This is a genomic window from Scytonema hofmannii PCC 7110, assembly GCF_000346485.2.
In the GTDB taxonomy this organism is placed as follows: Bacteria; Cyanobacteriota; Cyanobacteriia; order Cyanobacteriales; family Nostocaceae; genus Scytonema; species Scytonema hofmannii.
In genome coordinates this window covers 2,449,439-2,475,531 of record NZ_KQ976354.1, presented here as the reverse complement: position 1 = coordinate 2,475,531, position 26,093 = coordinate 2,449,439, and the positions used below count along the sequence as shown (strand labels likewise).

At 40.7% G+C, this 26,093-nt stretch carries 19 protein-coding genes and 1 pseudogene; 12 read left to right on the top strand and 8 right to left on the bottom strand.

Going from position 1 to position 26,093, the window contains the following annotated elements; translation table 11 throughout:
* Window positions 1-25 precede the first annotated feature (25 nt).
* Window positions 26-2,452 carry a PAS domain-containing hybrid sensor histidine kinase/response regulator gene (locus tag WA1_RS10655; protein ID WP_017743998.1) on the top strand — a complete coding sequence of 809 codons (2,427 nt, stop codon included), beginning with the start codon at window positions 26-28 and terminating at the stop codon, window positions 2,450-2,452.
* Window positions 2,453-2,793: 341 nt separating this feature from the next.
* On the opposite strand, the gene WA1_RS10650 is transcribed toward WA1_RS10655, so the two are convergent.
* The 3 genes from WA1_RS10650 to WA1_RS10640 form a co-directional block, all read right to left on the bottom strand.
* Window positions 2,794-5,406: a CHAT domain-containing protein gene (locus WA1_RS10650; RefSeq protein WP_051077054.1), complete on the bottom strand. Its 2,613-nt coding sequence runs from the start codon at window positions 5,404-5,406 to the stop codon at window positions 2,794-2,796.
* 38 nt (window positions 5,407-5,444) lie between these two features.
* The gene (locus WA1_RS10645; protein WP_017743996.1) at window positions 5,445-5,645 is read right to left on the bottom strand and encodes an ATP-binding protein; all 201 of its coding nucleotides are present in this window, start codon (window positions 5,643-5,645) and stop codon (window positions 5,445-5,447) included.
* Window positions 5,646-5,869: 224 nt separating this feature from the next.
* Entirely contained in the window at window positions 5,870-6,550 is a 681-nt protein-coding gene (locus WA1_RS10640) for a DUF928 domain-containing protein (RefSeq protein WP_148662668.1), read from the bottom strand.
* Between the two features lie 726 nt (window positions 6,551-7,276).
* Here WA1_RS10640 and WA1_RS10635 point away from each other — a divergent pair.
* Complete coding sequence (locus tag WA1_RS10635) at window positions 7,277-8,902, top strand: NF038122 family metalloprotease (RefSeq protein ID WP_017743994.1); 1,626 nt, start codon at window positions 7,277-7,279, stop codon at window positions 8,900-8,902.
* 309 nt (window positions 8,903-9,211) lie between these two features.
* On the top strand, window positions 9,212-11,803 hold the full coding sequence (locus WA1_RS10630; protein ID WP_017743993.1) for a beta strand repeat-containing protein: 2,592 nt from the start codon (window positions 9,212-9,214) through the stop codon (window positions 11,801-11,803).
* Between the two features lie 602 nt (window positions 11,804-12,405).
* Here WA1_RS10630 and WA1_RS10625 read toward each other — a convergent pair.
* Entirely contained in the window at window positions 12,406-13,965 is a 1,560-nt protein-coding gene (locus WA1_RS10625) for a GMC family oxidoreductase (protein WP_017743991.1), read from the bottom strand.
* A gap of 319 nt (window positions 13,966-14,284) precedes the next feature.
* Between WA1_RS10625 and WA1_RS59610 the strand changes: the two genes are divergently transcribed.
* From WA1_RS59610 to WA1_RS10615, 3 genes are all read left to right on the top strand, one after another.
* On the top strand, window positions 14,285-14,776 hold the full coding sequence (locus WA1_RS59610; RefSeq protein ID WP_017743990.1) for a DUF4058 family protein: 492 nt from the start codon (window positions 14,285-14,287) through the stop codon (window positions 14,774-14,776).
* A 4-nt stretch (window positions 14,777-14,780) separates the two neighbouring features.
* Window positions 14,781-15,080 (top strand): DUF4058 family protein, encoded by a 300-nt coding sequence (locus WA1_RS59605; protein WP_017743989.1) that lies wholly within the window; start codon window positions 14,781-14,783, stop codon window positions 15,078-15,080.
* Between the two features lie 64 nt (window positions 15,081-15,144).
* Window positions 15,145-15,570: a nucleoside deaminase gene (locus WA1_RS10615; protein WP_017743988.1), complete on the top strand. Its 426-nt coding sequence runs from the start codon at window positions 15,145-15,147 to the stop codon at window positions 15,568-15,570.
* Here the strand turns inward: WA1_RS10615 and WA1_RS10610 are convergent.
* From WA1_RS10610 to WA1_RS10600, 3 genes are all read right to left on the bottom strand, one after another.
* Window positions 15,563-16,225: a response regulator gene (locus tag WA1_RS10610; protein ID WP_017743987.1), complete on the bottom strand. Its 663-nt coding sequence runs from the start codon at window positions 16,223-16,225 to the stop codon at window positions 15,563-15,565. The two genes, WA1_RS10615 and WA1_RS10610, sit on opposite strands and share 8 nt — an antisense overlap.
* A 39-nt stretch (window positions 16,226-16,264) precedes the next feature.
* A complete protein-coding gene (locus WA1_RS10605; RefSeq protein ID WP_017743986.1) occupies window positions 16,265-17,476 on the bottom strand; it encodes a sensor histidine kinase in 1,212 nt (403 codons plus the stop codon).
* Between the two features lie 192 nt (window positions 17,477-17,668).
* Window positions 17,669-20,140 carry an EAL domain-containing protein gene (locus WA1_RS10600; RefSeq protein ID WP_066612817.1) on the bottom strand — a complete coding sequence of 824 codons (2,472 nt, stop codon included), beginning with the start codon at window positions 20,138-20,140 and terminating at the stop codon, window positions 17,669-17,671.
* A 399-nt stretch (window positions 20,141-20,539) separates the two neighbouring features.
* On the opposite strand from WA1_RS10600, the gene WA1_RS10595 reads away from it, so the two are divergent.
* The gene (locus WA1_RS10595; protein ID WP_017743983.1) at window positions 20,540-21,010 is read left to right on the top strand and encodes a Spy/CpxP family protein refolding chaperone; all 471 of its coding nucleotides are present in this window, start codon (window positions 20,540-20,542) and stop codon (window positions 21,008-21,010) included.
* Window positions 21,011-21,023: 13 nt separating this feature from the next.
* Window positions 21,024-21,302 (top strand): hypothetical protein, encoded by a 279-nt coding sequence (locus WA1_RS10590; protein ID WP_017743982.1) that lies wholly within the window; start codon window positions 21,024-21,026, stop codon window positions 21,300-21,302.
* Between the two features lies 1 nt (window position 21,303).
* Here the strand turns inward: WA1_RS10590 and WA1_RS10585 are convergent, their stop codons facing one another.
* Window positions 21,304-22,215, bottom strand: coding sequence for a LysR family transcriptional regulator (locus WA1_RS10585; RefSeq protein ID WP_033335364.1), 912 nt, complete (start codon window positions 22,213-22,215; stop codon window positions 21,304-21,306).
* Between the two features lie 338 nt (window positions 22,216-22,553).
* Here WA1_RS10585 and WA1_RS10580 point away from each other — a divergent pair.
* The 4 genes and pseudogenes from WA1_RS10580 to WA1_RS10565 all read left to right on the top strand — a co-directional run.
* A pseudogene (locus tag WA1_RS10580) lies at window positions 22,554-22,808 on the top strand (DUF1830 domain-containing protein); the annotation flags it as partial.
* 193 nt (window positions 22,809-23,001) lie between these two features.
* Complete coding sequence (locus tag WA1_RS10575; protein WP_026134715.1) at window positions 23,002-23,463, top strand: hypothetical protein; 462 nt, start codon at window positions 23,002-23,004, stop codon at window positions 23,461-23,463.
* 85 nt (window positions 23,464-23,548) lie between these two features.
* Complete coding sequence (locus WA1_RS10570; RefSeq protein ID WP_017743978.1) at window positions 23,549-24,208, top strand: BamA/TamA family outer membrane protein; 660 nt, start codon at window positions 23,549-23,551, stop codon at window positions 24,206-24,208.
* Between the two features lie 319 nt (window positions 24,209-24,527).
* Window positions 24,528-26,048, top strand: a complete 1,521-nt coding sequence (locus WA1_RS10565; RefSeq protein WP_051077053.1) for an ATP-binding response regulator — start codon at window positions 24,528-24,530, stop codon at window positions 26,046-26,048.
* Window positions 26,049-26,093 lie beyond the last annotated feature (45 nt).

The window sequence follows — 26,093 nt, the reverse complement described above, 5'->3', positions numbered from 1 at the left end:
GAACTCTCCACGCTTGAAAAATTCGATGACTGAGGTGAAAGCTGGGATTTCTGATAGTCCCTCTCCTGTAGAGAGTCAAGAAATAGTTCCGTTATCAGAGAGTGAGGAGCGATTTCGGTTGGTGATAGAAGCATCACCCGATGGATTTATCATTCTGCGTGGCGTCCGGGATGTCGCAGGAGCGATCGCCGACTTTACTATCGAATACACCAATCCAGTTGCTGCAAGAGGTTTGAACGGTACACCAGAAGAGTTACTCGGTCAGTCTTTACTGCACCTCTTTCCCGATAGTAAAACCAGTGGAATTTTTGAGCGCTACGTGACAGTCGTCGAAACTGGCATTTCGACAACTTTTGAGACATTTTACGACAACAAAGCTCTGACAGGGTGGTTTCGGAACGTCGTTGTGAAGTTAAACGACGGGATAGCAGTTTCCTTTAACGATATTACCGAACGCAAACAAGCAGAATTGTCACTGCAACAACAAGAGCAAAATTTTAAGGTCGCCTTGCAGCAGCGAGAAGTCGAACTGCTTTTGCTCACAAATGCTGTACCTGTTCTCATTTCATTTGTTGATGCTGAACAGCGTTACCGCTTTAACAATCAGAAGTATGAGGAGTGGTTTGGGCGAGCTGCGACTGAAGTGAACGGAAAGCATCTCAGAGAAGTGTTGGGCAAAGCGGCATATGAAGTTATTCATCCTTATGTCGAGCAGGTACTCTCAGGGCAAAAGGTTACCTTTGAGAGCAGAATTCCTTATAGCGCAGGTGGCACGCGTGATGTCATTGCTACTTACGTTCCTCACTTCGATTGCCAAGGAAATGTTGAAGGTTTTGTGGTATTGGTAAATGATATCACCCACCGCAAGCAAGCAGAAGAGACACTACGGCAGAGTGAAGAAAGACTGAGAATTGCTCAAAAAGCAGCTAACGCTGGTGTGTGGGACTGGGATATCACCACTGATCGCGTCACTTGGTCAGAAGAATACTATCGTCTTTATGGTCTCGATCCAGCAATCACCCAGCCTTCTTATGACAATTGGTTAAGTTCAATTGTTGAACAAGACCGCACGCACGCAGATCGAGCAGCACGTGAAGCGCTAGAGCATCAAATCGATCTCAATGTTGAATTCCGCATTCTCCACCCAACACAAGGGGAGCGATGGCTAACGGCGATCGGGCAGACGTTTTACGATGACAACAAGCAACCCAAACGCATGACGGGCATTGCGCTGGATATTACCGAGCGCAAATTTGCAGAACAAGAACGGGAGCAATTATTAGAACGGGAGCGTGTCGCGAGGGAACAAGCCGAAACTGCAAACCGACTCAAAGATGAGTTTTTAGCTATACTATCTCATGAGTTGCGATCGCCCCTCAACCCAATTCTGGGATGGGCAAGGCTACTCCAAACTCGCCAATTCGATCAAGCGAGTGCAAAGCAAGCGTTAGAGACGATCGAACGCAATGCCAAGTTGCAAATTCAACTAATTGACGACTTGCTTGATATCTCACGCATCTTGCGCGGCAAAATGATGCTGAATGTTTATCCGGTGAATTTGGTGGAAGTCGTTAATGCAGCTTTAGAAACTGTACGCCTATCAGTTGAGGCAAAGGACATTGAAATTCAGAAGGTCGTAGCAGGCGACATTGGTCTTGTCTCAGGTGATTCGGGGCGCATACAACAGATTGTGTGGAATTTACTCTCCAATGCCGTGAAGTTCACACCATCTGGAGGACAAATCGAAATTCGGCTTGAACAAGTTGGCACCAATGCTCACATTCAAGTCAAAGATACAGGGAAAGGTATCACTCCAGAGTTTCTCCCACACGTGTTTGAGCATTTTCGACAAGAGGATAGCACAACGACCCGACAATTTGGTGGTTTGGGGCTAGGATTAGCGATCGTCCGGTATTTAACTGAACTGCATGGCGGCGTCGTTAAGTCAGACAGTCCCGGAGAAGGATTGGGCGCAACGTTTACAGTTTCACTGCCACTGCTGAAGCATGAAAACGGCGGAAAAACAGATGTGGCTGCATCTGCAAGCGCTGTGGATGATACTTCCCAACTCGCTAATTTGCGAATTTTAGTGGTGGATGATGAAGCCGATATGCGAGAACTCATTTTCACAATTCTAGAACAAACTGGAGCAGAGATAAAAGTCACAGCATCCGCATTTGAAGCTTTGGAAGTTTTTACATTATTCAAACCCGATCTTTTGATCGGCGATATTGGTATGCCAGAAATGGATGGGTATGAACTTATACGTCAATTGAGGAGTTTCCCCCCGGAACACGGAGGCGGAATTCCAGCAATTGCCCTAACGGCTTATGCGGGAGAGCGCGATCGACTCCGGGCTTTGGCTGCAGGATTTCAGAGGCATATTGCAAAACCCGTTGAACCAGAGGAGTTGATAGAAGCGATCGTCACTTTAAAAATTTCCAAGCAATAAAATGTCTCTTTTTCTTGAGACTATCACTTCGCCCGTTTGTTTCAAGTTTGTCACCTTTTTGTTCTAAGTTTGTCTAGCGTTTACTGCTTAACTTAAATATATACAAATTTATTTAATGGGCTGAAACTTTCATTTACAGACTCCACACATATTAAAGTTAAATCAGAAGAAACAAGTGTTTTACAGGGTAAGATTTCAGAGACAGTAGATATGCTTATAAATAAGCTTTCTATCGGATCTGAAAATAACATCAAAATCAGAAATATACTTGGATTTCTTGTACTACTTATTGTTAGTTCTTTAAGACTCAGCAAGTTCTGATAGGAATACATCCTCTAAAGTTATAACCAATTTCCAACTAAGACAAAGGGGGCCCAATAAAAAGGGTGAGAAAAATTGGCATCGTGCAAAAATGTTAACTGAGTTTGTCGCAAAGCTTCCGCTTTACCAATTCCTGGTTGTCTGAGATGTTTATAAAACTGTGACATAAATTTGGCTGTAGATTGATCTTTCACAGCCCAGAGTGTCGCCAAGGTACTACGTACACGTGAATGAACTGCTATTCCCGCCAATCCCAAGATAGCGCGATCGTCCCCTTTAGCTGTTTGACAGGCGCTCAGAACCAATAACTCTACTGGTTGAGTTTCGTCTTCATTTCTAGACTTAATTAATTCACCCAATTCTTTGACTTTAAGCTTGCTATCCCAGGTCAGTATAAAAGTGTCATCAGATCTACTACTAAACTGACCGTGAGTTGCTAAATGTAAAATTGAAAAAGGCTTTGATTGAACAGCTTTTTGTAGGTTACTGCTAGTAAATTTTTCATTCAAAAGGAGTTGAGTAGAAACTTCTGAGACAATCTGTTTGATTTCCAAATTGACTCCTGGCAAAGCTTTAAACCCTTGACGTGCTTTACTCAATCCTGCTGTCATCATTTTTAAATTATCTCCTTTGAGCGATCGCGCCTGCAATAACTGCATCCCTGGAGAGAGAGCAAGACTATATTTTTCCACTAAAAACTGTTTGCCATCATGTAAAGCAGCCATTGGCAAAGTTCGCAAAGAGCCATCTAATACAAATGCTAAAGTTTTTACTCCACTCTTGGCTAATTCAGACTCTACAGGACGAATCAGCCAATTGTATAAAGATTGATATAAGCGTAAGCGTTCTTCTTTAGAGTAAGCAAGATTGAGGGACTGTCGCATCTGTTTAAGACTGTTTTCGAGCTCCGTTTTAGATAAAAAAGTTTTATAACTTAAAAGAGGCTTTCCAGGAATCGATACAATGACTTCCAAGCGATCGGGTAAAATAATCGGATAAATAATTGCAGCAGTCTTGTCGATTTGGTCAATTTGCTGTGGTTTAGCTTCTAAACAAGCTTCCCGAAAGAAGTTGTCTAGTTCGGCTAACTGTAAGGCTTCAATTGTTTCCCGCGCTTGGACTAAATTCTCTTGACTGGGCTTGGATTGTAGCAACAAATCCACTAACTCTCGATAAACTGGCTCTACACTCTCTTGAAAAGAGAATTGCACATCTTGATTAATCGACACCAAGTCACTACGCAAAGACTTGAGAGTGTTAACGGCTAAATCGTATGCTACTAGAGCCGCTTTAGTATCTCCTTGAATTTTACGAATGCGCCCAATTTGCCAGTAAGCTTGATAAGAGATGTCAGAAGCATGAATCGCCTCAGCAATCTGTTGGGCTTGTTCTGTGACTTGCAACGCCAGATCTAACTGTTGTGTCTGGAAATACAATCCTCCTAACTTAACTAAAGCATAGGCTTTGGCTCGCGTATCTCCCAAAGTTTCTGCTTGTTGTATCCCACGAGCTAATACCTTTGCTGCTTCTTGATATTGTGTAGCTTTTCCTTCGTGTTTTTGTGCCAATTGAGAAAGACTGCGAGCAAAGTTAACAGCTGCATAAATCGATACGCGAGAGGGAGGGAGGCTGTTTAGTTGAGATTTTATTGATGCTAATAAAGATTGAGCCTGTACCCATTGTGATGTTTCTGTATAAAGGCTCAATTGGTTTAATTGTGCTTTTAGTTGCACTTGGGGGTTAGTTGTTTTTACGGTCGCTTGTTGGTAATAACTTAATGCTACTTGGTTTTGTTGTAAGTCTCTTGCCGTATTTCCCAAGCTAAAAAGAATTTGACTGCTGTCTGCACGAGAGTTAAGGCGATGACTCATTGCCAAACTTTGTTCTAAAATCTCCTGAGATTCTTGTAAATTTCCTACCATTTGTAAAGCTACCCCCAAACTTTGCAAGGCTTGCATTTTTAGTAGGGAATCAGGTAGGCTTTGAAACTGCTGAGTGATATTTGCTAATAGACTTTGCGCCTTTCGATAATGTCCCAAAGATTTTAGTGCTTGTGCTTGGTTAATTTGACTACCTGTTTTTCCTACTAAATCGCCAGCAGCCGCATAAGCTCGTTCAGCTTCTTGCCAACTTTTCAGGGCGTCTTCCCCTTTTCCTTGTACCAGCTTGAGATTTCCTAAAGTATTTAACGCTACAGCCAGAGTACCTGGATATCCTTCTTTTTGTTTTAAGAGATTAAGACTGTTAACAATTGTTTTCTCTGCCTTGTACAACTCTCCTAAGTTCTGATACGCCAAGGAAAGATATGATAAGCTCTTTGCTTGATTTGTCGTATCACCCTCTCCCTGAAAACTCATAGCCGCTAATTCCCAAAATTTAGCCGCAGCAGCAAATTGTCCCGCATCAAACAAAGTTCTCCCTCTATCCAATTGGGATTTGGCATCTTTGATTGGAAATTGTCCATTATTACTGGCATCAGAGGCTACCCAAGATGCAGTCGTATGAGTTTTTAACTTCGGACTTAAATCAGCTTGTGCGATCTCTGAAAAACTACTTATTAGTAGCAAAAATGTGAGTAAATTCCTGCCAGAACTATACTTTGCCAATCTCCTCAATATGCATTTTGTAGACATATTATTCCCTCATTTTTTTTATTTGAGTTTGGTCTCTATTATTTAACAAGAATTTCAATTAAAAATTCCGTTCCTTGTCCCAACTCCGAACAAAAGTAAAGTTTACCTTTATGTTTTTGTTCTATGATTTCTTGAGAAATTGATAATCCCAATCCAGTTCCTTTCTCTACAGTTTTTATAGTGAAAAATTGTTCAAATATTCTTGAACCAGGGGGAGCATCCCTATTTGGAAAAAACATGCTTGTGATTGAAATCACGCCTAGACAGACCAAGTCCGCGAACGCGGACTTCTTATAAAGTCCACGCAGGTGGACGAGCGTTTGTATAGCAAGAGAATTCCATTCTTGCAGGCTTTTGGCAAATTCAGGATGCTCCCGAACTAGGAGATTTCACCTGACTAACACCGATCGCTGGTCACTGGTCACTGGTCACTGGTCACTGGTCACTGGTCACTGGTCACTGGTCACTGGTCACTGGTCACTGGTGCATTGGCGATCGCATTCAAACCCACTGCATTTAACAGTTGTTGCCAAGAAGCTTTTACAATCGGGTTATTTGGCTCAGCTTGCATTAAGTTAGCAAGTTCAAAAATAGTATCATACCAAACACCATGTTTGGCTAAGTGAGAAGCCAATTCTAGAGAAGGAGATAAGTTGCTTTGATTTTTTAAGCCGACAGGGTTTTGAACTCGCTGAATCCATCCACTGACTAGTGGGCTATCTGGCTCTAATTCAGCTGAGCACATGATTGCCAAAGACCATTGATAATTCTTCCCTGTCTTGATTCCCGGTATGGAATTAGGGAGTTTGATTACCATCACGCCCGGTTTTGCAGGTAAATTGATAGTTTTTTGGTAGTGGTTTATAGCTTGCTCATCTTGCACGCTAAACAATGCTTGTTTGGCGGTAGTAGGCGGAATGTAGACCAATATTACTGGATGCTCTTTTACAGTCAAGCCTATTCCGCTTGATGGAAGTAAGGGGATAACCGAGGCTGTCAACCCTACTTTTTGAGTCGTAAAGCAGTTGTCACCAACTCGCGAAGATCCTCCTGTTGATTGCCTTGGTGCAGATACTCGTGGAGGTTTGAAAGTGACTTGAGCAGCCTCCAGTCCAGCCCAAGTAGGGGTTAAAAACAATGACATGAACAAAGAGCTTCCCAAGAGGTGGGATTTGAGTACAGAATTACACTGATTTGGCATATACTGTAATGTCTGTTGAGAGTTCTTCAGGGAATTCAAATCTTAATATCTACGCTTTACGCACCCTGTGTTCATTAAGATAGCGTTGATTCTAACATTTTGCTATCTTTGGGGTTCATCTTAACCTAAAGCAGGTATTTTTGCAAAAATAAAAAATTGTTTCTTGAACAAAATCGTAATTTGCGGACTTCATGAAGTTAAACTCACGTTCGCGTAGCGTGTGCTTTGCACAAAATAGGATGCACGAAGTGCATAGGTGGTTTGTCTGTGTAGCTGCGACTTCCAGTCACCAAGGCAAGTAGAAATTAGTATATCCTTTATCATGCCACATTAAATCGTTTTTCTTTCTGTTTCCACAGAAATTATAATTTTTTTTAATTGATTTATAATATGAAAATTTCCACACTGAACGAAGCGAGCAAAGGTCTGAAAAAGCTGCACCATATACTTCTGAACTTTGATTTTTGGATGTTAAATTCCTGCCCTATCGCAATAGATGTAGAGATTAATTTTAACTATAGTATATTTACTTATAAGATAAAATCCGGGTACTCTAATTTTTTAGAGTAAATATAAACGTATCATTATTGATGAATGTAACGGGATAGTCAGTGAAAAGATTTTCAGAAATCGAAAAATAAACTATTTCTTTGTAGCTACAAACTTGCCATGAAAAGCATTAGCAATCAAAAGTCTCTCATATACGGTCGTGGAAATAAGAGCGAGCCAAACACTCGTTTAAGAAAGTTGTCTTTGCTAACATTACTTTTTTTCATTGCGGATATTGGTAATTCAACGCTAGCACAAGCACAAATTGCATACACGACTAGCTCAACAACAAAGCCAAAATTCCAAATATCTTATGGACCTGAGACCACTTTAGACCAAATGATTGGAATTGAATTGGCAGCCAATGTTTGGGCAGAATTCTTAGCGGATGATGTTACCATTAAGCTTTTCGCGACAACTACCAATCAGATTCCTCAAGATGTTTTGGGAAGTGCAACAGCAGAAATGTCAGTACCCCAAACTTCATACCAAACTTTTCTCTCTAAATTGTCTACAGACCAAAAATCGCCAAATGATGCAACTGCCTACACAAACTTTCAAAAAGGAGGAGATGATGATGATTCTGGGTTAAATGTGATGGTTGGCGATCGCGTAGTATCAAACATTGATTACCTCCAATCTACTCGTGCTAATGCCAAAGCTTTAGGGCTACTGTCCAGCAACGATTCTGGTTTTGACGGTCACATTGTTTTCAATAAACTGAATGACTCAAACATTCCATTGAAATGGAGCTATAACTTTACCAGTAATCTGATTCCGTCTGACCAATTAGATTTTTTAAGTACGGTCGTACATGAAATGGGTCACACTCTAGGTTTTATCAGTGGGGTGGATAATCCCAACTTAAAATCGGCAATCAAAAACAAGAAAACTACGGGTAAAAGCATAACGGATTCTGTTTTGGAAAAAAGTATGACTCCACTAGACTTATACCGCTTTTCCACTCAAAGCAAAGACAAGATTGTATCGGGTGATGATGATAGCCCTAGTACCAAGGGAATACCAGACCTATCAATAGGTAAAGATCCTTTTTTCACCTTGAATAGAGGCGTTTCAAAAGTTGAGGACATGGCAACAGGAGAAGACCCTACACTAGGTGGAGATGGAGACCAAGCCTCTCATTGGAAACAAGACAAAAATGCTATCATGGAGCCTTATCTAGGGACAGGTAAGAGAGAGGCGATCGCAAGCACGGATCTCATTGCATTGGATTTAATTGGTTGGGATGTGCGATCGCCAGCTTTGCAACTAGACCAATTTGCACCTATCTTACCAACTTTATACAACCAAGCCAAAGCTACAGCAGAATCCAAAATTGCAAATTCTTCTACCTGGATTTTGAGTGCTCCGCCACCACTTGTAAATCCTATAACTGTGGACGGCAATAACAGTGATGATGATGACGATGATGATGATACCCCGCCCTCACTGTCTTTGCAAGACTCTGCGCTAACAGAGTTCTGTAATTTATTAGAGAACTACAACACATCTGAATGTATAAGATGGCGAGCTTCTGGTTCTGAAAAATGGAAACAGTATTATGAAAAATTAGGTTTAAAGCAAAGGTGGCAACCAAATCCACTCATTACCTCCGCTCCTAAATCTGTGCCAGAATCATCTGCTACTTCAAGTCTACTAGTATTAGGTGGATTATTAGCTCTGCGTCTAAGAAAAAGAATCGTGCAAGGCAAAATCAACTCCCCAATAGTGAAAAAAACAAGGTAGTGGAGGATTATATCTTGTCACGAGTTTGTCACCAGAGAAGACGTAATATAGTCAGTAATTTCAAATCAGATAGGTCTATCTTGAACTAAGGAAGTCTTATCTAGAGCATTGGTCTTTAATCCCCCCAGAGTCCGGTTTCTTTCAGTTTAGCCTATGAGATATCAATCTTTGCGCGTCTAGAGAAATCGGATTTTTCCCTCTTGAATTGGAACTTTAAGTACTGTAGGTAGGTCTATGCCGCACACAAGCTTTATGTGGTGGGCTTTAGCCCTACCTACGTGTGGTTCAAAAATCAAATAGGATTTCTATATGTTTTTTAAGTTGACAACAATTTTACAGGAAACTTTGTATTTACTTTTTCAAAAAAAATCCCTATATAATCTTATTACTATTTCTCTAGTTTGGAATACCTCATTACCAGCTAGAGCACAAACTCAAATAACGCCAGATGGTAGCTTACCCACCAATATTAACAATATTGGTGAGGGAGTTTATGAAATTACTGGAGGTGGACAACCCAACAACAGTACCAATCTTTTCCACAGCTTAAAAGATTTCTCCATAAAATCGGGAGATACAGCTCGATTCGTTCATCCTCAAGGTATTGAGAACATTATCACCCGGATCGTTGGTGGGTTGCCTTCTCAAATTAACGGCACTATTCAAACACTCATAAAAGGTACCGCAGATATTGGTCGTGCCAACTTCTTCTTGATCAATCCCAGTGGTATTATCTTTGGAGAAAATGCTCGTTTAGATATAGGTGGTTCTTTTTTTGCCACTACTGCAGATAAAATAAAATTTGCTGACGGTACGGAATTTGTCGCCACTAGCCCTACAGCCAATCCACTGCTCACAATTAGTGTTCCCATTGGGTTGCAATACGGGTCAAATCCTAACAGTAGTATTCGTGTCAACGGTAACGGTCACAATTTAGGATTCTCTGTTGATTCTGATTATGTAGATCGCAGTAATCGTCCATTAGGATTGCACTCTGGAACCCAAACAGGTAAAACCATCGCTTTGGTAGGAGCGAATGTGGTTTTGGATGGTGGAAATATTACCCTTCCACAAGGGAGAGTAGAAATTTGGTCAGTCAACAATGGTGAAGTTTCTTTAATCAACAAAAACCAACAACTACAACTTGAACCAGGGCAAGGAATTAATTATTCTGATATAGAATTGTTGAATGCCGCATCTATTGATACCAGTGGCAACAGTGCAGGTGGCATACAACTGCGAGGAAAAAACATTAGCCTGACCAATGGTTCAGTTATTTTCACAGACACGCTCGGGAATGGGACTCCAGGAACACTCAATGTCTTGGCTTCTGAAACCATAAAGGTACAAGGGATAGTTGATAATCCCAACAGTCAATATTACAGCGGTATCTTTGCTGATGTTGCACCAGACGCAACAGGAAATGGCAGCAAGATCGCGATCGACACTCAATCCTTGCTCTTGATGGATGGGGGTCAAATACAAAGTGCCACTTATGGGATTGGTTCTGCGGGGGATTTAGATGTGAAAGCGAAAGATATTCAACTGATTGGCGATTCTCTACTAGGAGCAAGTGGTCTATTTTCCCCAGTCACACCAGGAGCCACTGGCAATGGAGGTAACTTAAATATTGAAACTGAAAGTTTAAGAGTTTTAGCGGGCGCTCAGATGATCGCAACGACCTTTGGCTCTGGTAATGCTGGAGAGTTAACTATCAAAGCGAATGATATAGAAGTCAAAGGTGTTGCAGAATATACAGACATTTTTACTGGTGAAAGTGTAGAAGACCCCAGTATACTTGCAGCCACAGTCGAAAAAATCCCAGGATTTTCCAATTCTGGCACTGGTCGGGGTGGAAATGTAAAGATTCAAACCCAAAATTTGCGTCTTGTGGAAGGTGGTCAAATAGCGTCTACAACCTTTGGCTTGGGAGATGCGGGGAATTTGCAAGTGAACGCTAACAATGTTGAATTGATAGGGGTTAGCAAAACAACTCGGAGTGGATTATTTGCTAGCGCTATCCAAGAAAGTGGTGATGGAGGTAACATCACACTTACTGCTAATCAATTAACTATTCGTGATGGCGCGACTATCAGTGTGAGCAACTTCCAGAGTCAAAACAAACTTCCTCCTGGTACAGGGACGGCTGGTAGTATTCAGATGAATGTCCCTTCTATACTCATGAAACAAGGCTCAATGACTGCCGATACAAACGCTGGCGATTTTGGCAACATTACAATCCAATCGCAAAACATGATAATGCGTCAAGGAAGTAGGATTAGTACCAACGCCCTTAACAGTTCTCGTGGTGGGAATCTTACCATTTCTACTAATACTTTAGTCGCTATAGAAAATAGTGACATAACTGCAAATGCTCAAAAAGGTTTTGGTGGAAGGGTTGTCATCAATTCCCAAGGTATTTTTGGTGACCAGGTTCGCCAACAACAGACTTTAGAGAGTGATATCACCGCTTCTTCCGAACTAGGACCGGAGTTTAATGGTACGGTACAAGTCAACACTCCAGATGTAGACATTTCTCGCGGGTTAGTGGAACTACCAACAAGTTTAACCGATCCCTCCCAACGAATCACAACAGGTTGCCCTACGGCAGCAAGAGACAATAGTTTAGTCTTTAGTGGACGAGGTGGATTACCAGAAAATCCTGATAATACATTACGAGATCAGACTTTATGGTACGATGTGCGGAATTTGCCAGACTCACAAAAAGCAGAAAATCAACCCCAAACAATTAACAAGCGGTCTGATAGAGGGCAAATGCTAGATGAAAGCATTGTGGAAGCAAAAGGATGGGTGATGAATTCTAGGGGCGAGTTGGAGTTGGTGGCCGTCGTGCCTAATGCTACTGCTAATTTGCCAGTTCTCAGTTGTGATGAAAGTTGACACTCACCGCACTAAACTTTCTTAAATCGAGGTGCAATATGAACATACCGTTGGCATCCTCATAGCTATACGTTCGCTCATTTTTGAAGAGCAAGAGGAATTAATGCCTTCCCGCCATAAGATTACCGATCTTCTTCTCCTCTTACTCCCTTGCTCTTTGCGTCTTTGCGGTTCATTTAATTCAGTAATCTTTGAGCGGGATAGGAGTAGTTTGTTAGAGGATGTTTGTAAAGTCTCAATTCATACTTGCCTTTGCGAATATAATTCGCCCCAGACTTTTAAAACATCCTCTCAAAGATTTCCAATGAATCTTAACAAACTCAAATTAGCATCTCCGATCTCTAACTTATTAAGCTCAATTGCTATCTTTTTCTTATCTAAGGATGTGCGATCGGTCTTTTTAAAAGCCGACACGCTAACATTTAGTTCTATTGTAAGTAGGTTGGCGCAAATAATCATTACTAGTTTGTAGTGGCGATGCATGCGCTAAAGCGCTACTACGAGCCAAATACAGAGATTTTACTTTTCGTTACATAGTTTGGTTTTTTCTCGCCTACTTACTTAGCAATGGACATATTTATGTCGCCTTTTTGTGAATGCATTCATGCAACTGCAGTTGTGGAAAAAACTTTCTGTGAAACATGACTTGCCGCTTTAATCATATCGGCTGCCTTTTCACCAATCATAATTGTGGGTGCGTTTGTGTTTCCTGTTGTAATGGTTGGCATAATTGATGCATCTACGACACGCAAACCATCTACCCCACGGACTCGCAGTTCTGGGTCTACCACTGCTAATGAATCAGTTCCCATTTTGCAAGTGCCGACAGGGTGGTATACAGTATCGCAGACTTCACGGACATAAGCTTGGAGTGCTTCATCGCTCTGCTTGTCAACCCCAGGTGCAACTTCTTCACCTCGGAACTCATTAAATATTTCTGTTTGAAACAACTGACGGATAAGTTTGACTCCTGCAACCAGCTTTTGCAAATCGGATTCACTCTGGAGATAATTCATCTGAATGACAGGTGAGTCTTTAGCAGAAGCAGAACGCAAATGAACACTGCCACGACTTTGGGGATGATTCAAGCACACTGTAGTGACGAATCCTGCACCTTCACGAGCATAGGCAGGAGGAACCCACAAAACAGGAGCTGAGAAAAATTGCAAATCTGGCATAGCATCTAAATTGCTCTTGCTATGTAGGAACAATCCGGCTTCTGCAATATTGCTACTTGGCGCGGGTTCCAAAGCCTGAGTTGACTGATGTGCTACTGGAACATGAAGGTGATCTTGGAGGTTCTGACCGACACCTGGTAAATTAACAATTACAGGAATACCGAGCGATCGCAAGTGTTCTGCTGGTCCAATCCCTGAGAGCATGAGCAGTTTGGGTGAATCGAAGACACCTGCACAGAGTATGACTTCCCGATCGACCCTGACTTGGTGTATTATCCCATTGTGCTGATATTCTACGCCAACTGTGCGTGTTCCCTCTAATAGTAAGCGGGTGACTAATGCTTCGGTTGTGACAGTTAAATTGGGGCGATGGAGAATTGGCAGTAAAAAAGCCGATGCTGTACTTTCTCGCTTACCATCTTTGATTGTTAACTGATAAAGTCCTGCGCCTTCTTGTTGTGCGCCATTGAAGTCAGGATTCTGCTCGTAACCCAGTGCGATCGCGGCTTCCACAAATTTTTGTGATGTTACCGCCGGAGCCACTGGATCGGTGACGCTTAGGAGTCCATCGACTCCATGAAATTGGGACGCGCCTCGCTGCTGGTTTTCAGATTTCTTGAAGTAGGGCAACACATCTTGGTAGCTCCAACCTGGATTGCCTAACTCTTGCCAGCGATCGTAATCGTGACGGTTGCCACGGATATAAATCATGGCGTTAATCGAACTGGTTCCACCTAAAACCTTACCACGGGGACAATAGAGTTTGCGCCCATTGAGGTACGGTTCGGCTTCAGTGAAATATGCCCAGTCCACCTCAGTACCCCATAGTTTAGTCCAGTCTAAGGGATTCTGAATTTCTGGTTTGGTATTAGGACCACCAGCTTCCAGCAATAATACAGTTGTGTTAGAGTCTTCTGTAAGACGGTTGGCAACGACACAGCCTGCCGAACCCGCACCAATAACAACATAATCGTATTGAGTCATTTTTTTAACAATTTGTAATGTAGTTTAAGAAGAAATCAATTGCAATCCCTTTTATTGATTTCTTTAACATTACAGCGATTTGATTGAACATACAGCATCAAATCAGAAAATTGAGTTTCCGAAATTGGGTGCAATACATAAAAAATTTATGGAACCGCAGATGAACGCCGACGAACGCGGATGAATCTGTACTTTATTCAACATACATCGTCAACAGAGGAAATTAGTTTTCCAATTTTGGAAAGTCCATGTTTGTTAAGCGTGGAACTCCCGCTCGAACAGTTAAAATCAGGATATCTTCCATTGTGTGAGGTCGTTTATGCCATCACCGTTTCCAGGAATGGATCCTTACCTGGAGCAGCCAATTTTCTGGTCAGAGTTCCACAGCCGTCTGATTGTGGCGCTTGCAGATACCATTGCGCCAAATTTGTTCCCTAAATACTACGTTGGGGTAGAAACTCGCACCTATCTTGATAGTTCTGATGAGGAACTACTCATTGGAATTCCGGACGCGGTTGTTCTTTCATCAGCAGGTAAGCAATCTTCAAAACAAATTAGCCATCAAGAGGCTAATCCTGTTGCAGTCCAATCTCGTCCTCAGCAAATTACTCTACCAATGCCAGTGGAAATAACAGAACGATACTTGGAAGTGAGGGAACACCGAACAGATGCCGTAATTACGGTAATTGAAGTTTTATCGCCTAAGAATAAACGCAAAGGAAAAGGACGTTCTGTTTACGAAGAAAAACGTCATGCGATTTTAGGAAGTATGTCTCATTTGGTTGAAATAGACTTGCTCCCTTGCAGATGAACCTATGGCAATGAAAGGAGTCGATCTCATAACTGATTATCGAATTGTAGTGAGTCAGTGCGATCGCCGCCCGAAAGCCGATCTATATGCTTTTACAATGCGTGAGGCAATTCCTGAATTTTTATTACCACTTAAGGAACCGCAAGAGGTCATAACTGTAAATTTACAATCTGTTGTGAGTGGTGTTTATGAGCGAGGCGGTTACGCTATCCGAATTGACTACAGACAAGCTGTTCCGCCTCCCATATCAGAACTCAATCGCCAATGGGTGGAAGAACAGCTAACATTATGGTATCAAAATTAAGGTATTTCTAAATTCTTATTGATAATTGGTTATAAATCTGAGGTAGATCCTACTAAAATTAGTTATGAACACAGAAAATTTTATGCGCTTGGCGTTGGAAGAAGCTCAGAAAGGGGATGCACCCTATGGTGCTATTCTTGTGAAAGACGATCGCGTTATTGAAAAGGCTTACAACACCGTGAAGCAAGATAGCGATCCTTCTGCACACGCGGAAATTAATGTTATACGGAAATTAACTGCCAGTCTTAAAAATCCTTCTTTGGAAGGTTATACTATCTATACAACAGGCGAACCTTGTCCAATGTGTGCAACTGCTTGTGTTTGGGCTGGTGTCTCGGAAATTATTTATGGCGCATCTATTGAAGATTTAATCTCGGTTAATCAATCTCAAATTAATATATCTTGTGAGGAAGTGATTGCTAAGAGTTTTAGAAAAATTCAGATTACAAAAGGTATTTTAAGGGAGGAGTGTCTCAAACTGTTTAGTTAGTTATTTCCCGATCGAGATAGGGTAAAAACGAATTGGCAAAAATGGCGGCTTGAGTGCGATCGCGTAAATTCAATCGGTTTAAAATATTTGTTACATGATTCTTGACAGTTCCTTCTGAGATAAAAAGTTGTTGAGCAATCTCTCGGTTACTCGCACCAGTGGCAATTAATCGCAAAACCTCTTTTTCTCTAGGAGTTAGTTCAACCAAGCCAGATGGTAAAGTTTGGGTTGAAGTTATGGGCGGAACTTGAGAGAGAAGTTTTTTAACTATCCCCGGTCCTAGTTGAGTATAACCTTTGTTGACAGCACGAATGGCAAACGCTAGCTCCTCAGAAGGAGTATCTTTCAGTAAATAGCCCGTTGCTCCATTTTGCAATGCTGCTTTTACATATTCATCATCATCAAATGTTGTGAGCACTAAAACTTTAACTTCAGTAAAACGGTTTTGTATTTCTCGTGTAGCTGCGACTCCATCCATAATTGGCATTCTAATATCCATCAAGACTACATCTGGATGTAATGTTTCAATTAAGCGAAGTGCCATTTCACCGTTTTCTGCTTCTCCCACAATTTCTAAATCTTCTTCTAGTTCCAATAATGCCTTTAATCCTTGACGGATTAAATTCTGGTCATCGGCTAGCAAAACTTTAATCATAGAATGGTGAATGCTGAAGTTTGAATGTCAAATTAATATTCATAATTCATAGTTCCCCAAGATGGGAATAGTCACTGTAATAGTGCAACCGCTATTAGGAGCAGATTGAATATGAAAATGACCTCCTAATGCCAAAGTGCGATCGCGCATACTTTTTAGTCCAAATCCCGTGGTATTTTGCTTCAAATCAAACCCCACTCCATTGTCTTGAATCTTAAGCTGTAGACTGTTATCAATCGCAATTAGTTCCAGTTTAACTTTTGTCGCTTGTGCATGTTTGTAAATATTTGTCAATGACTCTTGAATAATTCGATAGATCGGGGTACTCATTTCAACGGAAATAGGGTGAGGCAATTGGATGTGACAAATTGGAGTAATACTCGTGGAACGTTGAAGATTTTCTATTAGTCCTAAAATTGCTTCTTCTAAGGATTTTTCTTGCAAAGGATGAGAACGCATGGTAGAAACTGATTGACGCACATCTTGTAAAGCACTACTTCCCAATTCCTTTGCCCTTGCTAAAAAAGCCTTTGCCTTTTCTGGGTTAGATTGCCATAGCTTTAAAGCCGTTTCCAATTGCAGATTCAAAGCCGTCAGAGAGTGTCCCAAAGAATCGTGTATTTCACGAGCAATGCGGTTGCGTTCTTCTAAAGTTGCTTGGTTTTCGATTTGTAAAGCATACTGACGAAGTTTATCATTTGCGATCGCCAGTTTTTCTCGACTTTTCCGTTCTGATAGAACTGCATTCATCAACAGCAAAATAAAAACGAGAGCTAACCCGAATACAATCACAAAACTTAAAGTAAAAAACCAAAAACGCTCCTGTGCTATTGGTGACAGTGGTATGCGCTCTAACCGACGTCTAAATGTCAGTAAAAACAAGATAAATGATAGAACTGCACTTATCAAGCGACCGGGTAATTGAAAAATTAAACAACTACGAGTCACGAAAATAAGGTAAGGAAATGGGAAAAGCCGAGCAGTTCTCCCACTAAAAAAACCAATAATTAAAATTAAGAAAATTTCTAGAGATGTATATAATATTTTTGTAACTTTATGACCTGTGGGTAGGTATAATCCCATTAAGCCAAAAATAATTAAACTGCAAATTGTCAGTTCTGGAAATTGGTTGGGGTAACGATATGCTGGAAATGGCATCACTGCCGTAAACACAGCAAATACCAGCAAAACCCACTCTAAATAAAGCAAAAATCGAAAAGGATGATTTTTGAACTGAATTGAATGGTTCATAATTATACGATTTTAGATTTTAGATTTTAGATTTTGGATTGAGAAAGACTTGTCTGACTGAATTTTCTCCAATTCTCTTTCGTATCCTTTTTTCAAATGTGTATTAGTTGTACGTTATTATTCTTTCATAGGCAAATCTCCAATCCCCAATACCCCAATCTAAAATCCAAAATCCAAAATCCAAAATTTTCATTAAAAAGGACGTGGTTGTGCTATTCCATAACCCTGTGCATAATCTACTCCAATGACTGTGAGTTTTTTAAGAATGTCGTCATTTTCAACGAATTCAGCGATGGTTTGAATGCCCATAACGTGTCCAATTTGATTGATGGCTTCTACCATTGCCATGTCAATTGGTTCTTCAACAATATGCCTGACAAAACTTCCATCTATTTTAAGATAATCTATTGGCAGATTTTTGAGATAGGAAAATGAAGACATTCCACTGCCAAAATCGTCTAAGGCAAAACGACAACCAAGTTCTCTTAAGGATCGGATGAAACTGGCTGCTTTCGTTAAGTTCGCAATGGCGACAGTTTCAGTAATTTCAAAACACAGAATTTGTGGTGGAATCTGGTGTAACGCCAACTGTTCGCGCACAAAGCCCATAAATTGGTCATCGTTAATGCTTGCACCGGAGATGTTAATGGCATACAAACTGCTACGATTGATTTCCGATTTAGCATAATCGTTTAATTGTTCTCTTTTGTACTGTCCAAGGTAAGTAAAAAGATTGCGGATGACCCAGCGATCGATAAGTGGCATAAGATTGTAACGTTCAGCTGCTGGAATAAAAGCCATTGGAGATACTACATTGCCCTGTTCGTCAATCAGGCGTAGTAAAACCTCACAATGTTCTTCTCTAGACTGATGCGGGGTGGTGGGGACAATCTTTTGGTAGTAAAGGCAAAAACGGTTCTCTTCAAGAGCTTGAGCAATTCGCACTCCCCATTGCATTTCGCCTTGTGCTTTTTCCATTTCGCTATCGTCGGCTTGATAGATATGCACGCGATTGCGTCCGTTGTGTTTTGCTAGGTAGCAAGCTGCATCAGCCGTACTCATTACAGTACCCATATTTTGACTGTCAGCATCGATCAACACTAATCCGATGCTGACACCAATGTTAAATATTTTATCTTGCCATAGAAAACGGAATTCTTGAATGCGCTGCAATATTATATTGGCAATTCGCAATGCTGGTTCTAGAGGACAGCACTCTAGCAGGATAACAAATTCATCTCCCCCCAAACGCGCTAGGGTATCTGAGGCGCGAACTAGATTCTGCAATAGTGCCGTCACTTGGCGCAACAGTTCATCACCTGCAAGGTGTCCGCAGGTGTCGTTGACGATTTTAAATCTATCTAAATCCAAATAACACAGAGCGTGTTGCTGATTTTGTGTTTTGCCAGTGTTTAGGGCAAGTTCCAAACGACGCTCAAACTCCCGTCGGTTAAACAGCCCGGTTAAAGGATCGTGAGTGGCTTTTCCAGAAAGTTGGTGCGCCATATTGCGTGTTTGGGAAACGTCTTGAAACACCATCACTGCACCAATAATTTGACCATCGCGATCGCGAATTGGTGCTGCTGAGTCGTCAATAGGAACTTCAGTACCATCACGCGCAATCAGGATAGTATTTTTGGTAAGACTCACAATGGAACCCGAACTCAACGCTTTTTCGACTGGATTTTCTACAGTTTCTCTAGTTGTTTCGTTAATAATCTTTAACATTTCTGTCAGAGCTTTTCCTTGGGCATCTGCAAGCAGCCAACCTGTCATTTGCTCTGCAATGGGGTTCATGTACTTTATTTGACAGATGGCATCAGTTGTAATAACGGCATCTCCAATAGATTGTAGCGTTACTTGAGCTAGTTCTTTTTCTTCATAAAGTGCTTTTTCCAAACGTTTGCGTTCGGTGGTATCTCGGCCAATATAAACAAAATGTTCTAAGCCTTCTATCTGAGTTGGAAGCTTGGAAAAGGAGATGATTAACTTTTTACCTGTCTTGCTATAACAAACGATCTCACAATCTTTAAATGAGTCTAATAGAAGAGCGGAATTTATCTGACAAGGTTTACATAAAAAATTCGTTTCGCTAATAATTATTGAAATGTGTTGTAAAATTAAATCTTCTTTACTATATTCCAAAATTTGGAGAGCAGCTTGATTCACCGTAACAATCTTGCCTAAAGTATTTGTCACCAAAAGAACATCGTTTATAGATGTAATTAACTTGTCAATATAACTGAAAGCTGCAGATAAAGCATTTAAAAGATAGTTTACTAAGAAAGCATCTTCATGAACTTTTTGGAGAATCTTTTGTTCAAAAACCATCCTTTCGGTTGCATCCTCTAAGATAATGACATAACTTTTTCCAATAAAGTTAATAAATAAATCAATATACAGAGGCGACAAGATATCTTGATTGCGAACAATTCCTCTTAACTCAAACCTTTCTTGACTCTTTTCAAAAATATCAATAAGATAGTTCTCATATCCTATTAACTCAGGAAAACTATCTCGAATATCTTTTCCGGGGACTGTCTGACTAGGAGATTCCGCAAATCTTTGAGCATCTGGAGAAGTTTCTAAAATAATGAAATTTTGAGAAATAATTAAATATTCTGTATGATGTGGAATTATGAAATTTTTAAGGATAGTTGTCATAAAATTCAATTTGATAAATTATAAGCGTTGAATTCGTTTTGAGTTTCAATGTAATATTTTTATATTTTAAATCTGGTTTGAAAAATGTGCTATCAATTTGAAATTATCGGGGAAAATACTGAAAATTTTATCTCTAATAAGAAAAATTCTGAGAATTTACGGATTGACAAAAAAGTAAAAGAGGGTTTGTGACCCCAGGGATTTAAATTTATATAGCTACTATAAAGTTACTTTTTTAGAAAAGTCAAAGTCAAGAAAAATTTTTGACTTAAACTAGAATCCAGGGGAATATGACTAAAGTCATGGATAGACTCATGACTTTCTCCTCATGTAACCTTTATAAGTAAGATTTTATGCTGGTAACAGCAGGTAGGAGAAACCCAGGAGACAACTAAAGAAATGAAACTCAAAAACTTATCACTCATAGCAGGAGCCATTGCTCTGACTTTAACTGCCACTTCTTTGGCAGTCAACGCAGAAACGACCTCATCCTCACCCTTCCTTGTTGCTCAAGAACAACCTAGAGAGATGAGAGGTCCGTGGAAAAAATTGGGGCTAACAGATGCACAAAAAACCCAACTTAAGGACATTCGTCGTGTTACTCGTGAAGAAATAGACAAGATTCTGACCGAAGAACAACGAGCACAACTCATGACTACCATGAAAAATCAAAACGGTAAGCGTGGTTGGAGGGGTGCTATGGCTTCTTTAAATCTTTCCAACGAGCAGAGAACTCAAATCCGCGAAGTTATGCGATCGCAGAAAGCTAAAATGGAAGCAATTTTGACAACAGAACAGAAAGCACAGCTCGATCAATACAAGCAAGAAATGCGTGCGCGCCGTCAACAATACCAACAAAATAAGCAATAGTGGTTAGTAGATAGTGGCTCAAACTATAAATCTAACAACTAACAACCAACAAATCACCATTGTAGAGACGCGCCATGGCGCGTCTTTCCGTTTCAATAAAAAAACCATAATTGCTGTGAAGCCTGCACTCCAGCCAAAAGATTCCAAGATTGGAAACCTAATTTCCAGCTTTAACGTTGTGTGGCCTGGTGTCACCTCACATCTATTTTTGGAAGCGGCGGCTGGTGCGATCGATTCACCCAAACTGCTGATGCTCTCCGGGAAAACTTTTAGAAGCAACGGAAAATCTTAGCTTATTGAAGGAGAATCTCCCGACTAAAGGTCTGTGCAGCCTTTGAGCGATCGCGATTTGCACTAAAAATGACTGATATCACTCGTTTGAGCGCCATGTTTTGAATCTGCACCCTCTTGAGTATGCCTAGTTGTAATTCCTTTTGAATGGCTAAAGTTGAGACAAAAGCAGCACCTAGACCCGCTTGAACTGCATTTTTAATGGCTTCAATGGAACTGAATTCCATTTCAACTTTCAGACGTTGAGGATCGATGTCACCTCGAATTAGCAACCGCTCGATTGTTTTACGCGTCGTAGAATGGGAGTCCAGTGCAATAAACAGAAGTTTGTAAAGCTCTTGTTTTTCAATCGTCTCAATTTGGGCTAAAGGATGAGAGACAGGTAAAATCAGAGCTAGTTCATCTTCTGTGTAAGGAATAACTTCTAGATGTTCCAGCAATTGGGAAGGGACTTCACCCTCAACTAAGGCCAAGTCTAGTTGAGCATTCACAACACTCCAGCAAATCTGGTGAGTTGAGTGAACGTGAAGTTGGAGTGCAACCTTAGGATATTTTTGACGGAATCTGCCAATCAGGTGAGGCATCAAGTAGGTTCCAGTGGTTTGGCTGGCACCGAAGATGAGAGTACCTCCTTGAAGATTTTGTAGATCTTCGAGAGCGCGACAAGTTTCTTGGCAAAGGTTTAAAATGCGTTCTCCGTAGCTCAGTAGGAGACGGCCAGCTTCAGTTAATTGCCTGCGTCGCCCTTCTCGAACAAACAGGGGAATATGCAAATGGCATTCAAGGTTGTGAACCTGAATGCTGACAGCGGGCTGTGAAATATAGAGGTTATCAGCAGCTCGTGAAAAACTTCCCGCCGCCGCGATCGTTTTCAGAAGGCGTAGCTGTTCCAGAGTAAAAGGAAAGTTAAATATACAGGCTTGCCCGAGCAATTCCTCACCATCCATCTCATCTGGCAACGGCTGAACGGTTTTTAAGTCAGGAGAAGTGATAAATGCACGCATTAGTTATGTTTATTAAAATTTTGTTATCTTTTATAACAAATATGAAACAAAAGTCCTTACTCAGTCAATAGCCTACTGATACAGCATCCTGGCTCCACTGTTAAGAAATACTTATTTGATTCGAGATAAGTTTGGGTATGAAAACAAAGTTAAAAACTGTAACAATTATCACTTTTTGAAAATCTTATCTCTTCTAAACTTAATAAGTAGAATTACTCAAAAAAATTGAAATAAGGAAAATCCGGGCAATGACTGCTCAACTACTTGCTCCTCCATCCTCCTCTCGCTCCAACCAAATTCTTTGCTGCTATGTCAATTTTAGCAACCAGGTTCAGGTTGCTCGAATTGACAACATTCCAAACTGGTACTTTGAGCGAGTCGTGTTTCCAGGACAAAGACTTTTATTTGAAACACCAGCCAACGCTCAGCTAGAAATCCATACTGGCACAATGGCAAGTGCAATTCAATCGGATTGCATTTGGTGTCAGAGTCTGCAAGTTCATAACTCCAAGAGAGCTTAGAAGTCTTGGCTAAAAAAAACTGTTTTGTGCTCAATTCCGCTCAGAAGAAACTATATCCTACCACCTATAAAGATAACATCGTACACTGTATTCATAACCTTTCTTCAATCACCTCTTCATGCTGATTGTGTAAGCATAAAGTATGAAGCATAAAGGATGGAGGATGAAAGACTTAATGCGATCGCTACTGGCTGGAATAACTCTCAGCATGGGATTATCTTCACTGGTAATCCCAGAATCGTCTTTTGCTCAAGCAAAGCAACAAGTCTCCAATGCCCAAGTTGCGGCAATGGTAGAAGCCCTAAGACTGGCTGCACCTAAAACTGGTAGTCAAAATGACGGATATTACAGTGATTGGCAAGTCAAACCAGAAACCCTCAAAGGTTGGTCAAAAAATTGCTTGAAAAAAGAAGTCACACCTACACAGTTTGAGAACGATGTCAAGCTAGCACGTCAAGTTGTGTCATGTATTACAACTCGCGAACTGAACAAGCAATATTCTGCGACTGGCAATGAAACTGCTGCCGTGCGCGGTGTGGCTTGTTGGTGGATGACTGGTAACTATACGGGGTGCAATAGTGGATTTACAGGTGATTACGTGAAAAAGGTTGTAAATTACTATCAGCAACAGCGTTAGGTACTACAGGTTGATAAACTACAGATGCCAAAGGCATAGTATCTCGCCCCCCAAAAAATGGGGGGTCAAAGGGATTTGTTTTGGGTTGAGCCTCAACTTTCTCCTAACAACTACTCCAAGTTGGTGCGAAACTCCTTCAAAAGCTGCCCAAGATTTAGATATAAACCCAGAAATTATTAAGAATAGCCCAGTTTTACAACGCTGGCAGCGTCAAGTCCCCAATGTGTTGGAAGAAATCAAAAATGACCCCAGCTTTCCCACTAGAATCAGGCTGGGCTTATCTTACTTTCCTTCCACAGAGGAAGCATTTGGGATAAATCTTGGTGTTGAAGATGTCTCGATCAGTCGCAGTCGCTTAACCGTGAGTGGTGAGTACCAAGCAACATTTAACGGTCAGCGCGAGACTTACGGAGGAGATTTACGTTACTATCTGCGTCCTTTAGGAAGCTATATAAATATTGCAGCCGTTGCAGGTTACCGACACTTAGAAACAGATAGCTACTTAACAAATGGTGTGAATTTAGGAGTCAAGTTGCTGTTAGTGTTATCTCGTGGCGGTGCAGCAGATATTTCTTTGACCCAAAGTTGGGTCGCCCCGCGCACGAGTGAAGAAGTTGGTTTAACAACTTTGTCTGTCAGTTACGCTGTGACTCGCGACATAAGGCTATCTACAGATTTTCAGTTTCAAAATTCTAAAGAGCAGAAAGACAGCCGTGTAGGTGTAGTTTTGGAATGGCTACCTTAAGAAGGCTGTCCCGATGAAAAAATTTTCACTAGCCTTACATGAAAATCCCTCTTCCTCACTCCCCACTCCCTACTCCCTATTCCCCGTTTTCAAGGCAGTACCTAGCCTTAAGTTCAGGTTTCCAACTACCAAAATAGCTAGCTTTGACCTAGCCAAAAGTGCATAAGCTCATGTTGCTTGCAACAACTTAAGAGTAGGGGCTATGTCTTTTGACTGAACTTCTTGCGATCGCAATGGATTAATTTTGATGCGTATAATGCATCTTTTGTCAATTGATAAAATCAGCATTATAAATTCACAAAATAAATTGGTAAAAATTATGTATTTAGAAAATAATTTTAGTATGCAAGTAGCACAATGCTCTGTAGAACTACAACAAGAAATTGTAGAACGCAGACGTGCTGAAGAAGCAGCACAAGCAGCAAACCGCGCTAAAAGTGCATTTTTGGCAAATATGAGCCACGAATTGCGATCGCCACTCAATGCCATTTTAGGTTTTTCACAATTAATGAGCCGTTGCAATGACTTATCTCTCGAACATCAAGAAAACTTGCAGGTTATCATTCGGAACGGCGAACACCTGCTTACCTTGATTAACCAAGTCTTAGATTTATCGAAAATTGAAGCAGGACGAACAATTCTTAATGAAAATAAATTCGATTTACATCAATTGCTTGATGATTTGAAAAATATGTTTCAACTCACGGCTGACAGTAAAGGGTTACAGTTGTTATTTCATCGCGAACAAGAAGTTCCAAGATACGTGCGTGGTGATGAAGTCAAGTTGCGTCAGGTTTTAATCAATTTACTCTCTAATGCCCTGAAATTTACTTCTACAGGTAGAGTCACCTTTTATGTTAGAGGAGAGGAACAGAAACTCGCCCCCTACTCTTTACATTTTGAAATTTCAGACACTGGTTGCGGTATTGCTGAAAATGAGTTAAACAGTATTTTTGAACCTTTTGTCCAAACGCTTGTAGGACAACAATTTCCAGAAGGAACGGGCTTGGGATTAACTATCGCACGCTCCTTAGTACAGTTAATGGGTGGCGACATGAGTGTAAGTTCTTGTGTCGGCGGCGGTAGTACCTTTCAATTTTATCTTCCTACCTGCGTTGTTAAAACTGCGCCCCTCAATAACCAACAAGCAACTCATCGCGTCATAGGACTTGCTCCCAATCAACCACAGTATCGCATTTTGATAGTGGATAATAATCGAGACAACCGCCAATTGTTGATGAAATTGCTCTCTCCCTTCAATTTTGAATTACAAGAAGCTAGCAATGCACGAGAAGCGATCGCAATGTCGAACGATGAGAAACCACACCTTATGTTTGTGAATTTGCGAATGCCTGCTTTAAATGCGAGTGAAATTATCCGAAGGATTCGCTTTAGGGAACAGCAGCAAAATTCTCTGTCCGCAACTAAAATTATTGCCTTAAGCACTGATATTTTGGAAGACAAGCGATCGTTGTTTCTCGCTACAGGTTGTGATGATTTTATCCGAAAACCTTTTCAAGTAAAAGATATTTTTGAAGCTATACACAAACACCTTGGCGTATGTTATGTCTATGATGAAGATGTCCCATCATATAAAACGAATCGAACAATTTCCAATGAAGCTAATATTTTAACAAAAGCCGCTATTGATAGCCTTCCTAAAAATTTAGTTGGTAATTTGCATCAAGCACTCGTTGCTTTGGATGTAGAGTCGATCCAAAAAATTATTAATCTCTTCTATGAATTTAATCCTTCTTTATCCCAAGTCATAGATAATTTGGCGTGTAATTTTCAGTACGAGAAGTTGTTAGATTTTATCCAGCTATCAGTTGACACATAGATAAATCAGAAAAACCCATTTTTTTAATGACTTTAAAAAATAACA